This window comes from Streptomyces sp. NBC_00193, from assembly GCF_026342735.1.
Lineage (GTDB): Bacteria > Actinomycetota > Actinomycetes > Streptomycetales > Streptomycetaceae > Streptomyces > Streptomyces stoeckheimensis.
In genome coordinates this window covers 1,087,734-1,109,364 of record NZ_JAPEMM010000002.1, presented here as the reverse complement: position 1 = coordinate 1,109,364, position 21,631 = coordinate 1,087,734, and the positions used below count along the sequence as shown (strand labels likewise).

The 21,631-nt window shown below is 72.4% G+C and carries 16 protein-coding genes; 10 read left to right on the top strand and 6 right to left on the bottom strand.

Annotated features, from left to right (window positions below; translation table 11 throughout):
- The first annotated feature begins 2 nt into the window (after positions 1 to 2).
- Positions 3 to 1,778: a glycoside hydrolase family 36 protein gene (locus tag OG898_RS33140; RefSeq protein WP_266961976.1), complete on the top strand. Its 1,776-nt coding sequence runs from the start codon at positions 3 to 5 to the stop codon at positions 1,776 to 1,778.
- Entirely contained in the window at positions 1,775 to 2,782 is a 1,008-nt protein-coding gene (locus OG898_RS33135; RefSeq protein ID WP_250741909.1) for a LacI family DNA-binding transcriptional regulator, read from the top strand. Before OG898_RS33140 ends, OG898_RS33135 begins: the two co-directional genes overlap by 4 nt.
- Positions 2,783 to 2,795: 13 nt before the next feature.
- On the opposite strand, the gene OG898_RS33130 is transcribed toward OG898_RS33135, so the two are convergent.
- Entirely contained in the window at positions 2,796 to 3,608 is an 813-nt protein-coding gene (locus tag OG898_RS33130) for a DeoR/GlpR family DNA-binding transcription regulator (RefSeq protein WP_250741908.1), read from the bottom strand.
- 127 nt (positions 3,609 to 3,735) lie between these two features.
- Here OG898_RS33130 and galT point away from each other — a divergent pair, with 127 nt between their 5' ends.
- Both galT and galK read left to right on the top strand, forming a co-directional pair.
- Positions 3,736 to 4,821, top strand: coding sequence for a galactose-1-phosphate uridylyltransferase (galT, locus tag OG898_RS33125; RefSeq protein ID WP_266961974.1), 1,086 nt, complete (start codon positions 3,736 to 3,738; stop codon positions 4,819 to 4,821).
- A complete protein-coding gene (gene galK, locus OG898_RS33120; RefSeq protein WP_266961972.1) occupies positions 4,818 to 5,975 on the top strand; it encodes a galactokinase in 1,158 nt (385 codons plus the stop codon). The genes galT and galK overlap by 4 nt, the downstream gene beginning before the upstream one ends.
- Positions 5,976 to 6,146: 171 nt before the next feature.
- Here the strand turns inward: galK and OG898_RS33115 are convergent, their stop codons facing one another.
- Together OG898_RS33115 and OG898_RS33110 are read right to left on the bottom strand one after the other, a co-directional pair.
- Positions 6,147 to 6,989: an alkaline phosphatase family protein gene (locus OG898_RS33115; protein ID WP_308313425.1), complete on the bottom strand. Its 843-nt coding sequence runs from the start codon at positions 6,987 to 6,989 to the stop codon at positions 6,147 to 6,149.
- Positions 6,990 to 7,057: 68 nt separating this feature from the next.
- On the bottom strand, positions 7,058 to 9,223 hold the full coding sequence (locus OG898_RS33110) for an alpha-galactosidase (RefSeq protein WP_266961970.1): 2,166 nt from the start codon (positions 9,221 to 9,223) through the stop codon (positions 7,058 to 7,060).
- A gap of 119 nt (positions 9,224 to 9,342) precedes the next feature.
- Between OG898_RS33110 and OG898_RS33105 the strand changes: the two genes are divergently transcribed.
- The 6 genes from OG898_RS33105 to OG898_RS33080 all read left to right on the top strand — a co-directional run bounded on the left by OG898_RS33105 (position 9,343) and on the right by OG898_RS33080 (position 17,713).
- Positions 9,343 to 10,530 carry an ROK family transcriptional regulator gene (locus tag OG898_RS33105; protein WP_266961968.1) on the top strand — a complete coding sequence of 396 codons (1,188 nt, stop codon included), beginning with the start codon at positions 9,343 to 9,345 and terminating at the stop codon, positions 10,528 to 10,530.
- Between the two features lie 191 nt (positions 10,531 to 10,721).
- The gene (locus OG898_RS33100) at positions 10,722 to 11,945 is read left to right on the top strand and encodes an ABC transporter substrate-binding protein (RefSeq protein WP_266961966.1); all 1,224 of its coding nucleotides are present in this window, start codon (positions 10,722 to 10,724) and stop codon (positions 11,943 to 11,945) included.
- A complete protein-coding gene (locus tag OG898_RS33095) occupies positions 11,945 to 13,003 on the top strand; it encodes a carbohydrate ABC transporter permease (RefSeq protein WP_250741902.1) in 1,059 nt (352 codons plus the stop codon). The genes OG898_RS33100 and OG898_RS33095 overlap by 1 nt, the downstream gene beginning before the upstream one ends.
- A gap of 7 nt (positions 13,004 to 13,010) precedes the next feature.
- Positions 13,011 to 13,871: a carbohydrate ABC transporter permease gene (locus OG898_RS33090; RefSeq protein WP_250741901.1), complete on the top strand. Its 861-nt coding sequence runs from the start codon at positions 13,011 to 13,013 to the stop codon at positions 13,869 to 13,871.
- Positions 13,872 to 13,956: 85 nt separating this feature from the next.
- Positions 13,957 to 15,909 (top strand): glycoside hydrolase family 5 protein, encoded by a 1,953-nt coding sequence (locus tag OG898_RS33085; protein ID WP_266961962.1) that lies wholly within the window; start codon positions 13,957 to 13,959, stop codon positions 15,907 to 15,909.
- A gap of 40 nt (positions 15,910 to 15,949) precedes the next feature.
- A complete protein-coding gene (locus OG898_RS33080) occupies positions 15,950 to 17,713 on the top strand; it encodes a beta-galactosidase family protein (protein ID WP_266961960.1) in 1,764 nt (587 codons plus the stop codon).
- A 101-nt stretch (positions 17,714 to 17,814) separates the two neighbouring features.
- Here the strand turns inward: OG898_RS33080 and OG898_RS33075 are convergent, their stop codons facing one another.
- The 3 genes from OG898_RS33075 to OG898_RS33065 all read right to left on the bottom strand — a co-directional run bounded on the left by OG898_RS33075 (position 17,815) and on the right by OG898_RS33065 (position 21,586).
- Entirely contained in the window at positions 17,815 to 18,999 is a 1,185-nt protein-coding gene (locus OG898_RS33075; RefSeq protein WP_266961958.1) for a cytochrome P450, read from the bottom strand.
- Positions 18,989 to 19,696 carry a tRNA-dependent cyclodipeptide synthase gene (locus tag OG898_RS33070; RefSeq protein ID WP_250741897.1) on the bottom strand — a complete coding sequence of 236 codons (708 nt, stop codon included), beginning with the start codon at positions 19,694 to 19,696 and terminating at the stop codon, positions 18,989 to 18,991. The genes OG898_RS33075 and OG898_RS33070 overlap by 11 nt, the downstream gene beginning before the upstream one ends.
- A gap of 261 nt (positions 19,697 to 19,957) precedes the next feature.
- The gene (locus OG898_RS33065) at positions 19,958 to 21,586 is read right to left on the bottom strand and encodes a carboxylesterase/lipase family protein (protein ID WP_266961956.1); all 1,629 of its coding nucleotides are present in this window, start codon (positions 21,584 to 21,586) and stop codon (positions 19,958 to 19,960) included.
- Positions 21,587 to 21,631: the final 45 nt, after the last annotated feature.

Genomic DNA, 21,631 nt, shown 5'->3' with positions numbered 1-21,631 from the left:
CCGTGACCACCGCCGAGACCACCGTCGATCCCGTCACCACCGCGGGGCTCGCACCCGCCGCCGAGGAGCCGCTGCTCGACGGGGTCTCGCTCGCCGTCCTCGCCCACGCCGCCGGCGTCCACCCCACCTGGAAACTGGCCGAACTCCCCGGCGGACTGCGGATGCTGGAGGTACGGGCCGACGGCGTCCCCGTCGAGATCCGCTTCTCCGTCCCCCTCGGCGACGCCGCCGGATACTGGCACCCGCAGGGCAGTTGGCAGCGCACCCTCCTCGCGGACTGGGAGGGCCGCTCCCGGGTCTCGCTGGTCGACGGACACGCCGCCGGCTGCCTCTACGACCACGGCGGCGCCACCCTGCTCACCTTCGCCGCCACCGACCCGGTACCCGAGGCGGAGCTCCGCTTCGGGGTCTCCGAGGAGAACGACACCCACGTCGTCCACCTCCGCCTGCCGCCCGCACGGCAGGCCCACCGGATCCTGCTCGCCCCCCGCTCACCCACCGTGGCACGGGCCATGCGGGCCCTGCGCTCCTGGTTCGACGCCGAGCTCGCCCCGGCGCCGGTGCCCGACGCGGCCCGCACCCCCGTCTACTCCACCTGGTACGCCTTCAACCAGGACGTCAGCGCCCCCGCCGTCGAGACCCAGGCCGAACTGGCCGCCGGACTCGGCTGCGGAGCACTGATCCTCGACGACGGCTGGCAGGAAGGCGGCCACGGGCGCGGCTACGCCGGCTGCGGGGACTGGGAGCCCGACCGGGCCAAGTTCCCCGACTTCGCCGGGCACGTGGCCCGGGTCCGGGCCCACGGGCTGAGCTACCTCGCCTGGGTCGCACCCCTGCTCCTGGGCTCCGGAGCCGCCTGCCACGACCGCTGGGCCGCCTGCGCGCCCGCCCCGTCCGGCGTGCCCGGCGCGCACGTGCTCGACCCCCGCCGCCCCGAGGTGCGCGCGCACGTCGTCGGGCTCTGCGTCCGGCTGGTCCGGGCGTACGGGCTCGACGGACTCAAGCTCGACTTCCTCGAGCAGGCCATGGTCTACGCGGGCGACGGCGCCGGCGACGTCGGACAGGCCATGGTGGCCTTGCTGACGGAACTCCGCGCGGCGCTGGAGACCGTACGCCCCGGCGTGCTGCTGGAGCTGCGCCAGCCCTACACGGGACCCGGCATGGCCCCCTTCGGCAACATGCTGCGCTCCTTCGACTGTCCCGCGGACGCCACCGCGAACCGGGTCCGCACCCTCGACACCTCGCTGCTCGCCGTCGGCGGGGCCGTCCACTCCGACATGCTCCTGTGGTCACCCGACGCGCCGGTGGCGACGGTGGCCCGGCAGCTGATCGGGGCACTCCACTCGGTGCCGCAGATCTCCGTACGGCTGGACCGGGTACCCGCGGCGCACCGGGAGGCGATCGGGTTCTGGCTGGCGCAGTGGTGGGTGCACCGGGAACTGCTGCTGGACGGGGAGGTGGAACCGGGCCGGCCCGACGAGCTGTACCCGCTGGTGCGGGTGAGCGCCGGGGACCACTGCCTGCTGAGCGTGCACGGGGACCGGGTCGTCCCGCTGGACTTCTCCGCGTACCGCCGCTTCGACCTGGTCAACGGCTCCGACCGGGACCGGGTGATGGTCGAGGTGCTGGGCGGCGGGAGCGAGGTCCGGGGAGTGGTCCACGGGCCGGACGGCCGTATCATGGACGGTCCGCCGTCGTACCTGCCGGAGGGAGCACGCTCGCTGGCGGTGCCGCGCGGGGGGCTGGTATCGCTCACGAGCACGGAAGGACCGCGATGAAGGTCGGGATCACCGAGGTCGCTGCTCGCGCCCAGGTCAGCGAGGCGACCGTGAGCCGGGTGATCAACCGACGCCAGGGCGTGTCGAAGAAGACCCGGGACGCGGTCGAACAGGCCATGGCGGACGTCGGCTACGAACGGCAGACCCAGGGCCAACTGGTCGCGGTGATCACCGAGTTCGTGTCCAATCCGTTCTTCGCCGACGTCGCCGAGCGCATCGAGTCGGCGCTCGCCCCGCACGGACTCAAGACCATTCTGTGCCCGGCCTTCCCGGGCGGGGTCCAGGAACGGGACTTCATCTCCGCGCTCGTCGACAAGGGCGTCGCGGCCGTCGTCTTCCTCTCCGCCTCCAACACGGTCGAGGGCGCCGACACCGAGACGTACGAACTGCTGCGCCAGCGCAGGGTCCCGTACGTCGGAATCAACGGCGAGTTCGCGGACGGGGTGGCGACCCCGGTCTTCTCGACGGACGACGCGCTCGCCGCGGAGCTGGCCGTCGACCACCTGCACCGACTCGGTCACCGCAGGATCGGGATGGCCTCCGGGCCGGCCGGGAACCAGCCCGCGGACCGTCGGGTGCGGGGCTTCCTCGACGCCATGGCCAAGCGGGGCATCGAGGAGCCGGAGCGCTGGGTGATCCGGCAGTCGTACACGGTGGAGGGCGGCCAGGCCGCCGTCGGCCCGCTGCTCGCCCTGGGCGCCACCGCGATCGTGGCCGCCAGCGACTACATGGCCCTCGGGGCGATCCGGGGCATCCGCCGGCAGGGACGGGCGGTGCCCGGGGACGTATCGGTCGTGGGGTACGACGGCTCGTCCATCACCGAGTTCACCGACCCGCCCCTGACCACGGTGCGCCAGCCCGCCGACCGGCTCGCCCTGGAGGTCGGGCGCAGCGTACTGGCGCTGGTCAGCAACCGGGACGTGCCCACGGGGGAGCTGCTCTTCGACCCCGAACTGGTCATCCGGGCGACCACCGGACCGGCCCCCGCGGAGCCCGGGGCCTGATCCGGGGGCGGACTCAGTGCCGCTCCTCGCCCGCGACGAGCAGCTCGCCCACCTCTTCCGCGAGGGCGGCGCGTGCGGGGGCGGGCAGGCCCGCGTCGGTGATGAACCAGTCGGCCTGGTGGAGCGCCGCGAACCCGCTGAGCCCCACCACCCCCCACTTGCTGTGGTCGGCCACGACGGCGACCCGGCGCGCCGAGGCGACCAGGGCGCGGTTGGTCTGGGCCTCCATGAGGTTGGGGGTGGTCAGGCCGGCGCCCTGCGCCACCCCGTGCGCGCCGAGGAAGAGCAGGTCCACGTGGAGCGAGCCGATCGCCAGGTCGGCGAGCGGTCCGACCAGGGCGGCCGAGGGGGTCGGGGAGCCGCCGGTGAGCAGCAGGGTCGGGGCGCCGGCTCCGCGGTCGCGGCCGTCGGCCCACACCAGTTCCGCCACGGGGAGGGAGTTGGTGACGATGGTGAGCCGGGGAACCCCGAGGAGCCGGGTGGCGACGGCGTGTGCGGTGGTGCCGCCCGAGACCGCGACCACGCTGCCCGGTTCCACCAGGGCCGCGGCCGTGTCCGCGATGGCGGCCTTGGCATCGCCCTCCAGGTCCGACTTGGCCTCGAAGCCGGGCTCGTGCCCGCTCGCCCCGGCCGGGGCGACGGCTCCGCCGTGGACCTTCTCCACGACGCCGCGCCGGGCGAGGGCGTCCAGATCCCGGCGGACGGTCATGTCCGAGACGCCGAACTGCCCGACCAGGTCGGCCACCCGTACCGCGCCCTCGCGCCGGACGGCGTCGAGGATGAGAGCGCGTCGCTGGTGGGCCAGTTGGGCAGCCTGCTCGGCCACGGGTCGCTCCCGGGAATCGGCGAAACCGGTCAGAAGGCAGCAAGATAACACGACCATGTTGTTGGAGTCTGGGGGAAACCTCGGTTTGGGCTGGTGGAAAATGTTCGAGAGTGTTTATTCTCGGTGGGTGAAGAAGACCCTCGCGAAACTCGCGGACGGCCGCGAACTGATCTACTTCGACACCGACGAAGGTGCCGTGCGCGACGCGCCCGACCTGCGCCCACTGGATCCGGTGGACAGCCGGCCGGAACTGCGGCGGGACGAGGCCACCGGCGACTGGATCACCATCGCCTCCCACCGCCAGAACCGGACCTACCACCCGCCCGCCGGCGAATGCCCGCTCTGCCCGTCCCGGGACGGCCGGCTCAGCGAGATCCCCGCCGCCGACTACGAGGTGGCCGTCTTCGAGAACCGCTTCCCCTCCCTCGCGGGCGAGGCCGGACGCTGCGAAGTCGTCTGCTTCACCCCCGACCACGACGCGGGTTTCGCCGACCTCACCCCGGCCGCCGCCCGGCTGGTGCTCGACGCGTGGACCGACCGCACCGGCGAGCTCTCCGCGCTCCCCGGCGTCGAGCAGGTGTACTGCTTCGAGAACCGGGGGGCCGAGATCGGGGTGACCCTCGCCCACCCGCACGGCCAGATCTACGCCTTCCCCTTCGTCACGCCGCGCACCGCCAAGATGACGGCCGCCGCGCAGGCGCACCGCGCCGCCACCGGCCGCAACCTCTTCGAGGACCTGCTGAGCAGGGCCCGCACCGCCACCGAGCGGGTGGTGACGGCCGGGGAGCACTGGACCGCCTTCGTCCCCCATGCCGCCCGCTGGCCGTACGAGGTCCACCTCTATCCGCACCGCCGGGTCCCCGACCTGACCTGCCTCACCGAAGCCGAGCGGGCCGAGTTCCCCTCCGTCTACCTCGACCTGCTGCGCCGCTTCGACCGGCTGTTCCCCGTACCGCAGACGGAGGCGAGGACGGAGAGGGAGGCGGAGGCCGGGCGGCTGCACGAGCCCGCCCCCACCCCGTACATTTCCGCATGGCACCAGGCCCCCCGCACCCACGGCGAGGAACTGGCCCTGCACCTGGAGCTGTTCACCATCCGCAGGACCCCCGACAAGCTCAAGTTCCTCGCCGGGACGGAGTCCGGGACGGAAGCCTTCATCAACGACGTGGCCCCCGAGACGGCCGCGCGACGCCTGCGGGAGGCCCTGGCATGAGCCGCACCGAGCAGGCCGCGGCCGCCTTCGCGAAGCTCTACGGCGGCGCCCCCGACGGGATCTGGGCGGCGCCCGGCCGGGTCAACCTGATCGGTGAACACACCGACTACAACGACGGGTTCGCCCTCCCCATCGCCCTCCCGCAGACCACCCTGGTCGCCGCCCGCGCCCGTACGGACGGCCGACTGCTGCTGCACAGCGCGCAGGGCGACGGCCGGATCACCGAGCTCGCCGTGGCGGACCTGGTCCCCGGAGCGGTGCCGGGCTGGGCCGCGTACCCGGCCGGAGTGGTCTGGGCCCTCGCCGAGGCGGGACACCCGGTCGGTGGCGCGGACCTCCACTTCGACAGCACGGTGCCCACCGGCGCGGGCCTCTCCTCCTCCGCCGCGCTGGAGTGCGCGGTCGCCGTCGCCCACGACGAGCTGTACGGACTGCGGCTGCCCGGGCCCGAACTGGCCCGGATCGCCCAGCGGGCGGAGAACGCCTTCGCCGGCGTCCCCTGCGGGATCATGGACCAGATGGCCTCCGTGTGCTGCACCACCGGCGCCGCCCTCCACCTCGACGCCCGCACCCCGGAACTCCACCGGCAGGTCCCCCTCGACCTCCCGGGGCAGGGACTCGTCCTGCTCGTGATCGACACCCGGGTCTCCCACGACCTGGGCGACGGGGCGTACGCGGCCCTGCGCGCGGGCTGTGAACGGGCGGCCGGGCTGCTCGGCCTGCGCGCCCTGCGGGATCTGCCCGCCGGGAACCTCGCGGGGGCCCTGGACGAGCTCCCGGCGGAACTCGTACCGCTGGTCCGCCACGTGGTGACGGAGAACGGCCGGGTCGAAGAGGCGGTCGCCCGGCTCCGGGAGGGCGACGCGGCCGCTCTCGGCCCGATCCTGACGGCCGGTCACGCCTCGCTCCGCGACGACTACCGGGTCTCCTGCCCGGAGACCGACCTCGCCGTGACGGCCGCGCTGGGCGCCGGAGCCCTCGGTGCCCGGATGACGGGAGGCGGCTTCGGCGGCTCCGTCATCGCGCTGGTGGAGGCGGGGCGCGAGGACGCGGTGGGCGGGGCCGTCACGGCGGCCTTCGCGGCGGCCGGCCACCGGCTGCCCCGCCTCCTCACCGCGACCCCGGCGGCGGGCGCGCGCCGGCTGGAGCTGTAGCCGGGGCCGGCCCCGGCTGGATCTGTAGCCGGGGCCGGCCCCGGCTGGATCTGTAGCCGGGGCCGGGGCCGGGGCGCGGGCCGGAGCCCAGGCCCGGAGCGCGGGCACGAGCATGCCGGAGCCCGGGCCCCGGGAGCAGTCCAGGTGCCCCGGCCCCGGCGGCCGGCCCGCTCAGGCGGTGAAGGGCGTGCCGTCCAGTGTCCAGTGGGCGTCCAGGCCGATGCCCAGCGCGGCGTAGACGTGGGCGGCGACATCGGTGTGCCGGACAGCCGGCGGCGTCACGCCGGCCGCCAGGCCCGGCCCGCAGGCGGCCACCCAGGCGGTCCGCTCCAGCTCGCTGCGCCCCCCGTGGCCCCCCTCGTCGCGGTGTCCGTGGTCGGTCACCACGATGACCGTCCACTGTTCCCCGGGGTGGCCCGGCCGGTCGCGCACGGCCTTGAGGAGGCGGCCCAGGCGCTGGTCCGCCGTCTCGATCGACCGGCGGTACTCCTCGCCACAGCCGAGGAAGTGGGCGGTCTCGTCGACGGCGCCGAGGTAGACGAAGGAGGCGTGGAGTTCCTCCCCGGAGCCCAGCACGTGCGCCGCTTCTGCGGTCACGGCCTCGTCCGCCTCCTCCCAGGCCTCCGGCGTGTCCGCGCGGGGGGCGATGAAGCTCAGCCGGCTGGGGGCGGTGAAGAGCGGGCCGCCCTGCTGGGCGAGGAACAAGGGGGACCAGCCGCCGGCCGCGAAGGTGCGCCGCCCGCATTCGAGTGCCAGCCGCGTGGTGAAGTCCGGGAAGACGTCGAGGCGGTTGCCGTCGAGCCGGTTCCCCCACACCCCGTGCTTGGCGACGGTGACCCCGGTGGCGATGGTGGCCCAGCAGGGCCCGGACATGGTCGGTGTGGCCTCGTCGATCTCGACGGGGGCGAGGAACCCCGCGTCGGCTATCCCGTCGAGGTGGGGGGTGTCGAGCTGCGGCAGCAGGTCGAGCCGTACGCCGTCGATGCCGACGACCAGAACGTGGTGAGTGTGCATGGTCCGGTCCAGGGTGTCCGTGGGTGGGTGCGGGTCTCTGCGTGGGGCGCGGTGGCCGGTCCGCAGGGTCAGGGGGTGATGCGGCGCAGCCGGATCAGCCGGCTCGCGTAGTCCCCGGCGGGCAGCGCGAGCTCGATGCCGCGGTGGACCAGGACGGCGCCGCTGTGCACCTGGTCCCGGTCCGGGTCCAGGTAGTGGGCGCCGGTGTCCAGTGCGGGCAGTCCGAGGGGGGCGGGCCGGTGGCCGAACCGGGTCGCGGGCCGCCAGGCGAGCACGGCGTGCTCGCCACCGTCCCCGGCGGCGTAGTGGACGGCCGTCACCCCGCCCGCGCCCTTGAGGCGGTGCTGGATCCCGTACTGGACCAGCGGGCGGATCTGCTTGTACTGGGCCACGAGCGCGGCCGCTTCGTCGAGTTCCTCGGCGGACCAGCCCGTCAGGTCCCCGCCGAGGCCGAGGGCGCCGGACATGGCGACGTGGAACCGGAAGCGCAGCGGGGTGCGCCGGCCGGTGGCCGTGTTGGGGCTGTCGGTGACCCACGCGGCCATGGTCCGGGCCGGGAAGAGCTGGCTGAAGCCGTCCTGGATCGCGATCCGGTCGACGGGGTCGGTGTTGTCGGAGGTCCACGCCTGGTCGGTGCGGGCCAGGATGCCGAGGTCGGCGCGCCCGCCACCGCCCGCGCACGCCTCGATGCGCAGGCCCGGGTGGCCGGCGCGCAGCCGGTCCATGACGCGGTAGACGGCCCGGGTGTGGTCGATCCACAGCCGGTCGGGATCGGGGTTCCCCTCCCAGCCGGCCTCGGTGAAGGCGCGGTTGGCGTCCCACTTGAGCCAGCCCACCCCGTGGTCGCGTACGAGACGGTCCAGGGTGCGCTGGGCCCAGGCCTCTACCTCGGGCCGGGCGAAGTTCAGTACGAGCTGATGACGCAGTTCGGTCGCCTCCCGGGTGGGGGAGTGGATGACCCAGTCGGGATGGGCGCGGTACAACTCGCTGTCCCGGTTGACCATTTCGGGCTCCACCCACAGACCGAAGGTCATGCCGAGGCGGTGGACCTCGTCTGCGAGGGGGCGCAGCCCCTCGGGAAAGGCCTCGGGGCGCGGGGTCCAGTCGCCCAGCCCGGCCCGGTCGTCGCGCCGTGCGCCGAACCAGCCGTCGTCCAGGACGAACAGCTCGGCGCCGAGTCCGGCGGCCAGGTGGGCCAGCTTGATCTGGCCGGCCTGGTCGACGTCGAAGCCGGTGGCCTCCCAGGAGTTGTAGAGGACGGGCCGCTCCCGTTCGGGCTCCGGCAGTACGTGGTCCGCGACGTAGCCGTGCCAGGCCCGGCTGGCCGCGCCGAAGCCGTGCGGGGTGTAGAGCCCGGCGAACACGGGGGTGCTCAGGCTGCCGCCCGGTTCCAGGGTCCAGCGCAGCCCCTCGTGGCCGAACCCTCCCGTCCAGGTGGTGCGGCCGACCGCGTCGCGGTGCAGCGTGATGCGCCAACTTCCGCTCCAGGCGAGGGCGGTGCTCCACACCTCGCCCCGCTCCTCGGTCGCGGCGCCGTCGTCGAGGGCGAGCCAGGGGCTGGCGTGGTGGCCGGTGAGCCCACGGCGGCTGGTCAGGACGGTCTCGGCGACGGGAAGCCGGTCGCGGTGCAGCTGGAACTCGCTGTTCCAGCCGCCCGTGAGGTGGCTGAGCCGGTAGTCGGCGAGCGTCGGGGCCGTCCAGGAGGCGGAGTCCAGCCGGTCGACGGTGATCGGACCGGCTTCGACCCCGGCTCCGGCCCCGGATTCGGCCCCGGCTTCGGCCTCGACCCCGGCTCCGGTGTGCGTGAGCTCCACCCAGCGTTCGACGACGTCACTGCCCGGCCGGACGCGGTAGCAGAGCTCCGTGCGCAGGGGATAGTGGCGGTCCGCGAGGTACAGCCGCAGTTCGCCGCCGTCGATGCGGTGTCCGGCGAACTCCCACTGGGCGCCCACGGTTCCGTCGGCGAAGCGGACCTGGAGGCCCGCCGGACCGAACCGCGCCCCGGTCTGCGGAGCCAGCTCGTCCGCCGCGGCCCCGGCCTCGAAGCTGCTCGCGGCGGGGGAGACGGCCTCCGGCAGCAGGGTCAGGGCGGCGGTGTCGAGCGGTGCGCCCCAATGCAAGTGCCGCGGGCTGCCGTCGGGGCCGATGCGCAGGGCGTACACGCTGTTCGGGGTGCGGAGCACGGCGATGCCGGAAGCGGGGTCGAAGGTGACGGGCGGGAGCGCGGCAGGCACGAAGAGGTCCCCTGAGGTCGAAGGCCCGTACACGGGCAAGGAGTTGGCCAGAGGCTAGGGCGGACCCCGGGTTGAAATCAATACTGGACGAAGTTATTTATTTGCTCTACGTTGCACCCGTGTTTCGAAACCACTCCCAGCCACCCCTGGTCTCCGCACCGGCCGAAACGGCGGTCCTCGCCCTGCTCCTGGCCGAGGGCCCCCTCAGCCGGGTGGAGCTCGCGCGCCGGACCGGGCTCTCCTCGACGGCCATCACCAAGGCCGCGCGGCCGCTCATCGACGACGGGTACCTGCACGAACTCCCGCCCGAGCGCACCGCTCCCGGGGCCGGCCGTCCGGTCAACCCGCTGGCCGTCACCCCGGACCGGGAGTTCTTCGTCGGAGTGAAGATCAGCGACGACCGGCTGTTCGGTGTGGTGTGCGACCTGCGGGCCCGGGTCCGGGCCACGGCCGAACGGACCCTCGACAGCCATGAACCGAGCTCTGTTGCAGGACTGTTGACCGATCTGGTCGACGAACTGCTGGACACCGACACCGCGTTCCGGGACCGCACCCGGCACCTGGGCATCGCGGTCTCGGGCGACGTGGACCGCGGCGGCGGCCGGGTCCGTTTCTCCGGCCGCCTCGGCTGGCGCGACGTACCGCTCGCCGAGACGCTGGCCGGCACCACCGGCCTGACGGTCACCGTCGAGAACGACGTCAAAGCACTGACCCTTGCCGAGCACTGGTTCGGGGAGGGGGTCGGCACCGGCTACTTCGCGCTGGTCACGATCGGCGCGGGGATCGGCTCCGCGCTCGTCGTCAACGGAGAGCTGGTGACCGGCGCCTACGGAGTGGCCGGGGAGATGGGGCACATCCCCGTCGACCCGGCCGGTCCGCGCTGCCGCTGCGGCGCGGTCGGCTGCGTCGAGGCCATCGCCTCGACCGGCGCGATCCTCGAAGCGGTCCGCCGCGGGACCGGAGCGGCCGACCTCGGCTTCGACCGGGCCGTGGAGATGGCCCGCGACGGGGACCCCGTGGCCCGCGAGGCCTTCGCCCGGGCGGGCCGCGCGATCGGCGTCGGCATCGCCACCCTGGTCAACCTCGTCGGCCCGGAACGCGTCGTGGTCAGCGGCGAGGGAGCCGGTACCTACGACCTGTTCGGACAGCACATCAAGGACGCCTACGCGGCACACGCCTTCGGGGCCGCGGTCAAGTGCCCCCTGTCCCTGCGCCCGCTCCCCTGGGAGGAGTGGGCCCGCGGGGCCGCCGCGGTGGCGGTCCAGGCGCTGTTCCCACCGAGCACGGCCGCCGCGGCACTCCCGTAGCGGCGCACCACGCGTACCGCACCCGGCCCACCCGGCCGGTGCCCCTCACTGCCGGCAAGCACTGATGGAGGGCACCGACCGGGCCGGACCGGGCCGGACACACCCACATCCCGCCTACCCTCACGGAAGGATGCGACATGAGCGCGCACAGAACCGAGCTTAGCCGACGGCGTTTTCTCGGCGGATCACTGATGATCGTCGCCGGAGCGGTGGTGACCACCGCCTGCTCCACCGACCCGAACGCCGGTGCCTCCGGCCAGGCGAAGACCACCCTGAACGTCTGGTTCCACGCGTACGGCGAGGCCGGCACGCAGCAGGCCGCACTGCGTTACGCGACCGCCTTCACCAAGGCCCACCCGGACATCGCCGTCAAGGTCACCTGGGTTCCGGGCGACTACTCCGGCAAGCTCAACGCGACCCTGCTCACCGACTCGGCACCGGACGTCTTCGAGATCGGCGACTTCAGCGAGAGCCTGGCCCGCCGGGGCCAGATCGCCGCCCTCGACGAGATCTACGGCAGCGACAGGCCGGACTTCAACGACAACGCCATCGCCGGTGTGGGCGTCGACGGCAAGCTCTACGGCGTCAAGATGATCGACGACGTCATGATGCTGTACTTCCGCAAGAGCGTGCTGTCCCAGGCCGGCATCACCCCGCCCACCACCTTCGACGAGCTCGTCGCGGCGGCCAAGGCGCTCACCACCAAGTCCGGCAAGGGCCTGTTCCTCGGCAACGACGGCCTCGGCGACAGCCCGATCCTCGCCGTCCGCTCGAACGGCGGCGACCTGGTCACCGACGGCACGGTGGCCTTCGGCTCCCCGCAGGCACTGGAAGCACTGAACGGCCTGCGGCGCCTGCACGAGGACAAGTCCCTGCTCCTCGGATTCACCACGGACTGGTGGGACCCGTCCGCCCTCGTCCAGGGCGTCGTTCCGATGCAGTGGTGCGGCCTGTGGGCCATGCCCGCCGTCAAGACCGCGCTGGGCGAGGACTTCGGCGTCCTGCCGTGGCCCGCCTTCAAGGCCGGGGGCACCCCCGTCGTGCGCGTCGGGGGCTGGACCAGCTGCGTCAACGCCAAGAGCAAGAACGTGGACGCCGCGAAGAAGTTCGTCCAGTGGCTGTGGATCCGGCAGACGGACCTGCAGAAGGACTGGGCCGAGAGCTACGGGTTCCACGTCCCGCCCCGCAAGTCCGTGGCGGCGGGGGCCGCGAAGCTCACCGACGGAGCCGCCAAGGAGGCCGTGGAACTGGCCTCCAAGTACGGCAAGTCCAACCCGGGCACCTGGGACACCGCCGTCAGCTCCGCCTTCTCGGCAGCCGCCGCGAAGATCACCGGCGGGCAGGGGGTCCCCGCCGAGGTCCTGGCGGACGCGGTGAGGCAGGCCCAGGGCGCCATCGACAAGCAGCGCGGCTGATGCTCCCCGCACCGGAAACCACAGGGCCGTCCGGGCGGCCGGGACCGTCCCGGCGGTCCGTGGCCGGGGCGGCCCGCGCGGGCGGCCTCCGCGCGGGCCGCCGCGGCGCCGGTCGCCCCAGCTCGGGCCGCCGCTCGGGCCCCGGCGCCGGCCGTCCCCGCGCCGGCCGCTCCGCCTGGATCGCCTTCGCGCTGCTCACCGCTCCGATGCTGATCGGCCTCGGCGTCTTCAAGTACGTCGCCATCGGCTGGAGCTTCCTGCTCAGCCTGAGCGACGCGCGCGGCACCATCGCTCCCAGCCGGTGGGTGGGGCTGGACAACTACCGGGCCCTGCTCTCCGACGGGGCGTTCCGCGGCTCCCTGACACAGATCCTGCTGTTCACCGCCTTCATCGTGCCGGTCACCTTCGCCGCCTCCCTCGGGCTCGCCCTGCTGGTCCACCGGATCCGGCGGGGGCGGGCGGCGCTGCGCACCGTCTTCCTCATCCCGGCGGCCGTGTCCTACGTCGCCGCCTCGCTGCTGTGGAAGATGTGCCTGTTCAACGGGCTCCCGTCCGGCATCGCCAACACCCTCGGCGGCTGGTTCGGCATGGACCCGGTCCCCTGGCTGCAGACCACCTCGCCACCGCTGTACTGGATCGTGCTGGTCACCCTCCGGCTCTGGCTCCAGGTCGGCTTCTACATGGTGCTCTTCCTGGCCGGCCTCCAGGGCATCCCCAAAGATCTCTACGAGGCCGCCGCCCTCGACGGCGCGACCGGCCTGCGGCTGCTGCGCAGGATCACCCTGCCGATGCTGCGCAACACCTCCGTCGCCGTGCTCATGCTGCTCTTCATCGCCGCCTTCCAGGCCTTCGACGAGTTCTACAACCTCTTCAACAGCGGTCTCTCCGGGACCGGTTCGGCCCCCGTCCAGACCCCGCTGGGCTACCTGTACAACACGGCGATGGGCAGCCAGGACTACGGACTCGGATCGGCCGGAGCCTTCGTACTCACCGCGCTCATCGTCGGGGTGACCCTGATCCAGGGGCGCTTCACCGGATTCGGCAGGAGCGAGGGGTGAACCGCCCGTGACGACCGCAGCGAGACTGTCCGCAGCGAGACTGTCCGCAGCGCTGCGCCTCTGCGCGCGCGGACTGCTGGTGGGCCTGCTGACGACGGCCTTCCTGACACCCTTCTACCTGATGCTTCGGGGCTCCCTGATGGACGCCCGGGGCATCACGTCGCCGCACTGGACCTGGTGGCCGTCGACGATGCACTTCGAGAACTTCTCCGCGCTCTTCGGCGACCCGACCCTGTCCATGGGCCGGGCGCTGGCGAACTCCACCGTGATCGCCCTCGTCACGGCCCCCGTCTCCACGCTCCTGGCCTCCGCCGCCGGCTACGCCTTCGCCAGGATCCCCGTACCGGGACGCGGCGTCCTGCTCGGCCTGGTGGTCGCCACCCTGATGATCCCCGGATCGGTGACCTTCGTACCGACCTTCGTCGTGGTCGGCTCCCTGGGCGGCGTGAACACGCTGTGGGGCATCATCGTGCCCGGCCTGTTCAACCCCTTCGCCGTCCTGCTGTTCCGCAACTTCTACCTCCAGTTCCCGGCCGAGATCGAAGAGGCCGGACGGCTGGACGGGCTCGGCTGGTTCGGCCTCTACCGCCGGATCGCCCTGCCCAACTCGGGGGCGATGCTCGCCTCGCTCGGCGCGCTGGCGTTCATCGACAGCTGGAACTCCTTCCTGTGGCCCCTGGTCATCGGACAGGACCCGTCGGCCTGGACGGCCCAGATCGCCCTGTCGACGTTCCTCACCTCGCAGACCATCAACCTGCCCGGCCTGTTCGCCGGAGCCGTCGTGACGATCGTCCCCCTGGTCGTCATGTTCCTGGTCGCCCAGCGCTACATCGTCGCGGGCATCGCCACCAGCGGCCTCAAGGGCTGAGCGCCAAGAGCACGACACGGAACCGCAACCGCAACCAACCGCAACCGCACGGCACGGCACATCCTCCCTCTCCGAAGGATCCAACGTGACAGGCACACCACTGTTCCGACGCGCGGCCTCGGCACTCGCCGTGCTGTCCGCGCTGCTCCTCGGCACCACGACCGCGGCCGGCGCGACGGCCCCCGCCCCCGTCGCGGCAGGCGCCCCGGCGGCGCCCACCGTCCTGACCGGTCCCGAACTGGCAGCCTCCTGGACCGCACCGCTCAGCACCCGGGGCCGCTGGATCGTCGACGCCGCGGGGAACCGCTTCAAGCTCAAGGCCGGCAACTGGGCCGGCGCCCAGGGGACATGGACCGGCAGCGGGGACATCAACGATCCCGCCAACCACCACCAGGGCATATCCGCCCACAGCATGCCCCTCGGCCTGGACCGCGCCCCCATGGCCTCCATCCTGGCCGACTTCCACCAACTGGGCCTCAACAGCATCCGGCTGCCCTTCTCCAACGCCCTCGTCCACGACACCGTTCCCGTCCCGGACGCCGCGGTCGCCGCGAACCCGCAGCTGAAGGGCAAGACCCCGCTGGAGGTGCTCGACGCGGTCATCGCGGCGCTCACCGCCGACGGGTTCGCCGTCATCCTCAACAACCACACCACCACCGCCCGCTTCTGCTGCGGACTGGACGGCAACGAACGCTGGAACAGCAGCCAGAGCACCCAGCAGTGGGTGGACGACTGGGTGTTCATGGCGAACCGCTACAAGGCGGACAAGCGGGTGGTGGGCGCCGACCTGCGCAACGAAGTGCGCCGCGACACCTGGGACGACCCCAACTGGGGCTGGTACGACGACCACGACGCCTACGCGGCCTACGAAGAGGCCGGGAACCGGATCCTGCGCGCCGCCCCCGACCTGCTCATCGTCATGGAGGGCATCAACTGGTACGGCATCCCGCTCGCCGGACTCCCGCACGGACGCCCGCAGCTGACACCGGTGGCCAACCTCTCCCACACGCTGATCGCATCGGGCAAGCTCGTCTACTCCGCGCACTTCTACGCCTACACCGGCCCCGCCAACACCGGCGCCGGCAGCGGACCCGGATCCACCAACGACCCCCGCTACCAGGACTTCACCCCCCAGCAGCTCGCCCAGGTGGTCGACTCCGAGGCACTGTTCGTCACCCGGGCCGGCCAGCACTTCACCGCTCCGGTGTGGATCAGCGAGTTCGGGGCCGGCGGCCGCGGCTCCGACAACGCCAAGGAAAAGGCCTGGCTGCACAACTTCACCGACATCCTCGTGGCCAACGACACGGACTTCGCGATCTGGCCCCTCGTCGGCTGGACCGACGCGGCCGGAGCCCCGATGGACAACTGGGCCCTGCTGTCCTACGGGGCGACCGGTGCCCGCCAGGGCATCCAGGACGGCGGCGACTGGCGCGCCGACGACTGGAACAGGCTGGTCGGGACCGGCGGCCGGACCGGCCAGGTACCGCAGGTCAGCCACTGGAACATGCTCGACCTCGACCACACCGACTACAACGTCTCCGCCGTCATGCTCGCCAAGGCGGACTGGTCCCCGGGCAACCGGAAGGGAAACTGCCCGGACACCGAACGGCTGACGGGCCTGGCCCGCAGCTCCGGCCGGGGCCTGTGCACCGACGCGGGCGGACCCCCCAAGGCGGGCGGCTCCTGGACCACGGTCACGGACGAGCGATTCGTCACCGGGGGTGACTGGGCGAGCGGCTACAACAAGCTGCAGTGCCCCGCGAACTCCTTCGCCGTCGGCTACAGCGTCCGCAGCAACGCCATGTCGGCCCTGCTCTGCGCCCCGGCCGCCGCGACCCTGCCCGTCACGAACCGCCTGCTCTGGTTCGACAAGGGTGACAACCGCCCCGCCACCGGCGGCTCGAACGCCAGCGACTGGGCCCCCGGCAAGTACAAGGGCCAGTGCAACGACACCGAATACATCGCCGGCGTCGCCTACACCTGGAAATGGAACCACGGCGGGGTCCCCGACGCCCTGCTGTGCCGCCCGCTGAACTGACCCCGTTCACCCCTCCCCTCCTCCCCTAGGAGCGCACGGCATGCCCCGACTGGAGATCGCCGTAGACGGCTTCCGTCTCGACGACCGGCCGTTTCGCATCGTCTCCGGTGCACTGCACTACTTCCGCGTCCATCCGGAGCAATGGGCCGACCGGCTCCACAAGGCACGCCTGCTGGGCCTCAACACGGTCGAGACCTACGTCCCGTGGAACCTCCACGCCCCGCGACGCGGGGAGTTCCGGCTCGACGGGGGTCTCGACCTGCCCCGGTTCCTCGACCTCGCCGCCGCCGAAGGCCTGTACGTCCTGCTGCGCCCGGGCCCGTACATCTGCGCGGAGTGGGAGGGCGGCGGTCTGCCCCCGTGGCTGCTCGCCGAGGAGGGCATCGCACTGCGCAGCCGCGATCCGCGCTTCCTGCGGGCCGTGGACGAGTACCTCGGCGTGCTCCTGCCGCCCCTGCTGTCCCGGCTGGGCAGCAGGGGCGGCCCGGTGCTCGCCGTCCAGCTCGAGAACGAGTACGGGGCCTACGGCCAGGACCCCGGCTACCTCGCCGAACTGGCCGGACTGCTGCGGCGGCACGGCGTGGACGTCCCCCTGTTCACCTGCGACCAGCCCGCGGACCTGGCGCGCGGCAGCCTCGAAGGAGTACTGAGCACCGTCAACCTCGGCAGCAGGGTCAAGGCCGGGCTCACGGAGCTGCGCGCGCACGTGCCCGAAGGACCCCTGATGTGCTCGGAGTTCTGGATCGGCTGGTTCGACCGCTGGGGCGGACCCCATACCGTGCGCGGCGCCGAGGACGCCGCGGCCGACCTCGACCGGCTGCTCGCCGCCGGCGCCTCCGTGAACATCTACATGTTCCACGGCGGAACGAACTTCGGCTTCACCAACGGCGCGAACGACAAGGGAACGTACCGGCCCACGGTCACCTCGTACGACTACGACGCGCTCCTGGACGAGGCAGGCGACCCCACGGCCAAGTACACGGCCTTCCGGGAGGTCCTCGCGAAGTACGGCCCCGTCCCCGACGGGCCGGTGCCCGCCCCCGGCGCGAAGATCGACCACGGTCCGGTCGAACTCACCGACTCCGCAGCCTTGTTGGAGTACGCGGACCTCCTCGGCGGACCGGTGGAGGGCGATCGGCCGCTCACGATGGAGCAACTCGGCCAGGACTTCGGCTTCGTCCTGTACGAGACCCTGCTGGCGGCCCGCGGCCCGGCCGTGCTGTCCGTCGAGGACGTGCGCGACCGCGCGCAGGTCTTCGTGGACGGACAGCCCGTCGGCGTACTCGAACGCGAGAGCCACGAGCACGCCCTCGCCTTCACCGTCCCCCGCCCCGGAGCCCGGCTGTCCGTACTCGTCGAGAACCAGGGGCGGGTCAACTACGGCCCGGGCATCCACGACCGCAAGGGACTCCTCGGCCGCGTCCTCGTCAACGGCCTGGCCCCGGAACGGTGGACCAGCCGGGCCCTGCCCCTGGACGATCCCGCCGACCTCGCCGGGCTGCCCTTCGGCGCCTTCGATCCGGTGGCGCCGCCGGTGGGCCCCGCCTTCCACCGCGGGTACGCCGACATCGAGGAGCCGGCCGACGGCTTCCTCGCCCTGCCCGGCTGGACCAAGGGCAGCGTCTGGATCAACGGCTTCGCCCTGGGCAGGTACTGGTCCCGCGGCGCACAGGCCACCTTGTACGTCCCCGCCCCGGTGCTCCGGGCGGGGCGCAACGAGATCACCGTCCTCGAACTGCACGCCTCGGCCACCCGCACGGTGGAGCTGCGCGCCCGCCCCGACCTGGGCCGCACCGAGGACTGACCCGCCCTCCGGCCCCGCCGGTGTGCGGTGTGCCGGTGTGCCGGCACACCGCGGGGCCCCGGCCGGAAGGTCCGGCCGTGACCCCTCGTCCCACCGCCCTGCTACCAGAGGACGGGGAGCCGCTCGGGGATGCGCTTCATGAACCGGGTGCGCCAGACGAGCTGGTCGACCGGTACGGCGAGCTGGAGGCGGGGCATCTTCTCCAGGAGCACCTCGATGGCGATCTCGGCGTGCCGCTTGCCGAGGGCGGTGGCGGGGCAGTAGTGCTGTCCGCCGCCGAAGGAGAGGTGGGTGCCCGCGTTCTCCCGGTCGATGTCGACGACGTGGGGGTCGCTGTAGACGGCCGCGTCGGTGTTGGCGCCCTCGACCAGCACGAGGAGGAGCTCCCCCTTCTTCACCTCGACGTTCCCGAGGGTGAGGTCTTCCAGGGCGAGACGGGGCAGGCCGTCGGCGATCGAGAGGTTGACCCGCAGGAGTTCGTCCACGGCGGCCGGGATCTTCTCCGGCGCCTTCCGCAACTGCTCCCACACGTCCGGGTTCTGGAGCAGGGAGAAGATGGCCATCGTCAGGAAGCCCATGGTGGAGATGACGCCGGCGCCGAAGAGGGTCACCCCGACCGTGGCGAGCATCTCGTCCGTGAGGTGGGCGTACTGGGGGTCCTCACGCAGGGCCGCCAGCTCCGCGACGAGCCCGGTGGTGGCGGGATCGTCCAGGCGCTCGACCATGTAGGCCATGTCCCGGTCCCAGTTGAGCTTGGCACCGGTGACGGGGCAGGCCGAGTTCATGAACGCGATGTCGAGGCTGGACGCCAGGCGCGGGGCGTCGGCCTGCGGGATGCCGAGGATGCGGCAGTGCAGGTTCTCGGCGTACGGGTTGGTGAACTGGCCGCGCAGGTCGACCGGCGCCCCGTGGGCGAGGATGCCGTCGACGAGGGTGGAGGCCTCGGCGCGCATCCAATCCGTGAGGCCGTCGGTCTTGGGGTTGATCGCCTTCAGGACGGCCTTGCGCAGCCCGGCGCCGGTGATGTTGCCCATGTTGTTGACGACCTCGGGCGGGATCGTCAGCGCGTACTGGCGGGGCACCCCGGGGGCGGAGGTGTCCTTCAGGCTGAATCTGGGATCCTCGAGGACCTGCTTGCACAGCTCGTAGGAGGAGACGAGCCAGGCTTCGTCCCCTGCGATCGTGCGGACCCGCTTGACCGGCTCGTCGCGCAGCTCCTCCACCTGGTGGGGGAGCTGGTCGCCGCGCGCGGAGAACGGGAAGTCGAGGAGGGTCTCAGTGGACATCGGTGGCTCCTTCGGCGGGGGTGATGACGGCGTGGCCCTGGTTGCGGGAGGCGCGCAGGCCGGAGCCGCGCGAGTAGAGCAGTTCCGCCATCGGCAGGAGCTGGTGGTAGCAGTTCAGGGAGGAGGGCACCCCGAGGATCGCGGGGGTGTCGAGGAACAGCGGCGCTTCGGCGCAGACGTACTGCAGGCAGACCTCGCGCTGCCGGGTGGTGGCGGTCTTGCCGCCCAGCACCTTGGAGGAGAGGAACGCGTCGACCAGGGAATTGCAGGTGCTGCGGAATTCCGGGTCGGTGTCGAGCAGGTCGTACAGGTGGGCGTGGAGCGCGCGGTACGCGGGGATGTCGGTGAGGGCGGACATGGGACGGGCGCGTAAACGGGTGCCGGTGGGATCGGCTTCGGCCGCCGCGTTGTTGACCTTGGCACGGACGCCCCGCAGGTTCTTGACCGCCTTGCGCCGGGCTTCGTCGGGGTCGTAGCCCAGGGCCTCGTACATCTCGGCCACGTGCAGGTCGGTGTAGATGAGATCGACCTGCGCGAAGTTGCGCATGCCCCACTGGGCGAGGTCGAGGACGCGCTGGGCGGAGAAGTAGCTGTTGCCCGGCGAGATGCCGATCACGGCGTGATCGCCTTCGGTGTGGATCACCTGGCAGTGCGGGGTGTACGGCCGGACTGTGAAGACTTCGGTCAATGTCGTCAACAGGTGTCGGGTCCTTCGCGCCGCAAGTCCCATGGGGCCCTGTGCCCCGGGTGTGGCGGCGACGTGACGGAAAGGTACCGGAGCGGTGCGCACCGTTCCATGCCTTCCGGCCAGTAACTCACCTGCTGGACATCACAGTTGCCCAGGGCTACGAGCAGGGCGTTTGCCTTCCGGTGGCTGGAGGAGGTGCTCGCCGACCGAGTCCGCGAGACCTGTGGGGGGTCGCCCGCCCCGTCGGGGCGACCCCCGGAGGATGACCGGTTACCGCCCTGCCGGATGGTGCAGGCGACGCCAGTAGCCCGCGAGGTCGCCGACGGAGGTGGTGACCGAGTCGAGGGCCATCGTCGTGCGGGTGTCCTGGTCGTAGCGACCCCATTGCGGCACGGGGTGGTGATTGGGGTCGCCGGTGCGGATGAAGGAGATCCACGCCGTGTGCATCGTGGAGGCGAGACCGTCACGGACCCTGGGGTTCAGCCCCGCGAGGAAGGGCGACTGTGACCACTTGTCGAAGTTGTTGAACACGAACGGCAGTTCCAGGCAGTGCGCGGCCGCGAGCCGGCCGCCGTGCGCGGGCGTCGGAAGGTTGAACTGGTAGGCCCAGACCGGACGTCCGCGGGCCGCGCGCCGCTCGGCCAGCGCCACGGCGGGCATGCGGAACAGGTCGTCGGTGATCAGGTCCATCAGTACGTCCACCGGGCGGGCGCCCGGCCGGGCCTCCTGGTAGGCGGTGTACGCCTGCTCCGCCCGGTTCCCGAAGGTGTCCCGCGCCCTGGCCACCACCTGCTCCTTGGTCGCGGCGGCGTACGGATCGCTCAGCGCGAAGGTGAAGTTGGCCTCCTCCCTGGTCCAGCCGATCAGGACGTCGATGTCCGCCCCGGCTCCGCCGAGCAGCAGCTCGGCGGGGTCGCGGTCCAGCGTGACCCCGTCGAGCACCGGCAGGAACGGGGTCGACCAGTAGCCCCAGCGTCCGGTGCGCCCGAACATCTCGAAGGTGGCGGCGATCAGGCGCGGCCAGGGCACGGCCCGCAGCTCCGTCACGTTCTTGGCCCCCAGGATGTCCATGAAGGCGGCGGTGCGCTCGAGGGATTCGGAACGGGTGGGGATCTTCAGCCCGAGCGGCGGGCTCTGCAGGATGGCGCGGCGGAACAACGGGCGACCCTTGGGTCTGGCGCCGGCCAGCGCCGCGACCGACAGTGCCCCGCCCGACTGGCCGGCGAGGGTGATGTCGTCGGGGTCGCCGCCGAACGCGGCGATGTTGTCGCGCACCCAGCGCAGCGCGGAGAGCTGGTCGGTGAGCCAGAAGTTTCCGCCGGCGCCGTCCTCACCGAAATAGAGGTAACCCAGCGGCCCGAGGCGGTAGTTGACGGTCACGACCACGAGGTCGCCGTCGCGCGAGAAGGTTTCGCCGGAGTAGTTGGGCATCGAGCCGGACCCGGAGATGAAGCCGCCGCCGTGGATCCACACCATGACCGGCCGCTTGGCGGCGTCGGTTGCGGGCGTCCAGACGTTGAGCGTGAGGCAGTCCTCGTCGAAGGGGGGCGAGCCGTGGGTGCCGAGCACCTGGTCGCCTCCCTCCCGGTAGGGCTGCGGGGCGCTGGGGCCGAAGGCGGTCGCGTCGCGCGTGCCCTGCCAGCCGGGATGGGGCTGAGCCGGCCGCCAGCGGAGGGCGCCGACCGGCGGCGCTGCGTAGGGCACGCCCTTGAACACGGCGAGACCCCCCTCCGTGGTCCCGCGCAGTCGGCCGGAGGGCAGTTCCACGACGGGCGAGGACTCGGCCGCCGCGCGCGGGGAGGCCTGCGCCGCGCGGCCGCCCGCCCCGGAGAGCAGTGCGGCGCCTGCCAACACCCCGCTGTTCTTGAGGACTTTGCGCCGTGATGGATCGTCGGTCATGGTGCTTCACTCCCTGACTGATCATGGGCCCGTAGCCGGAATTTC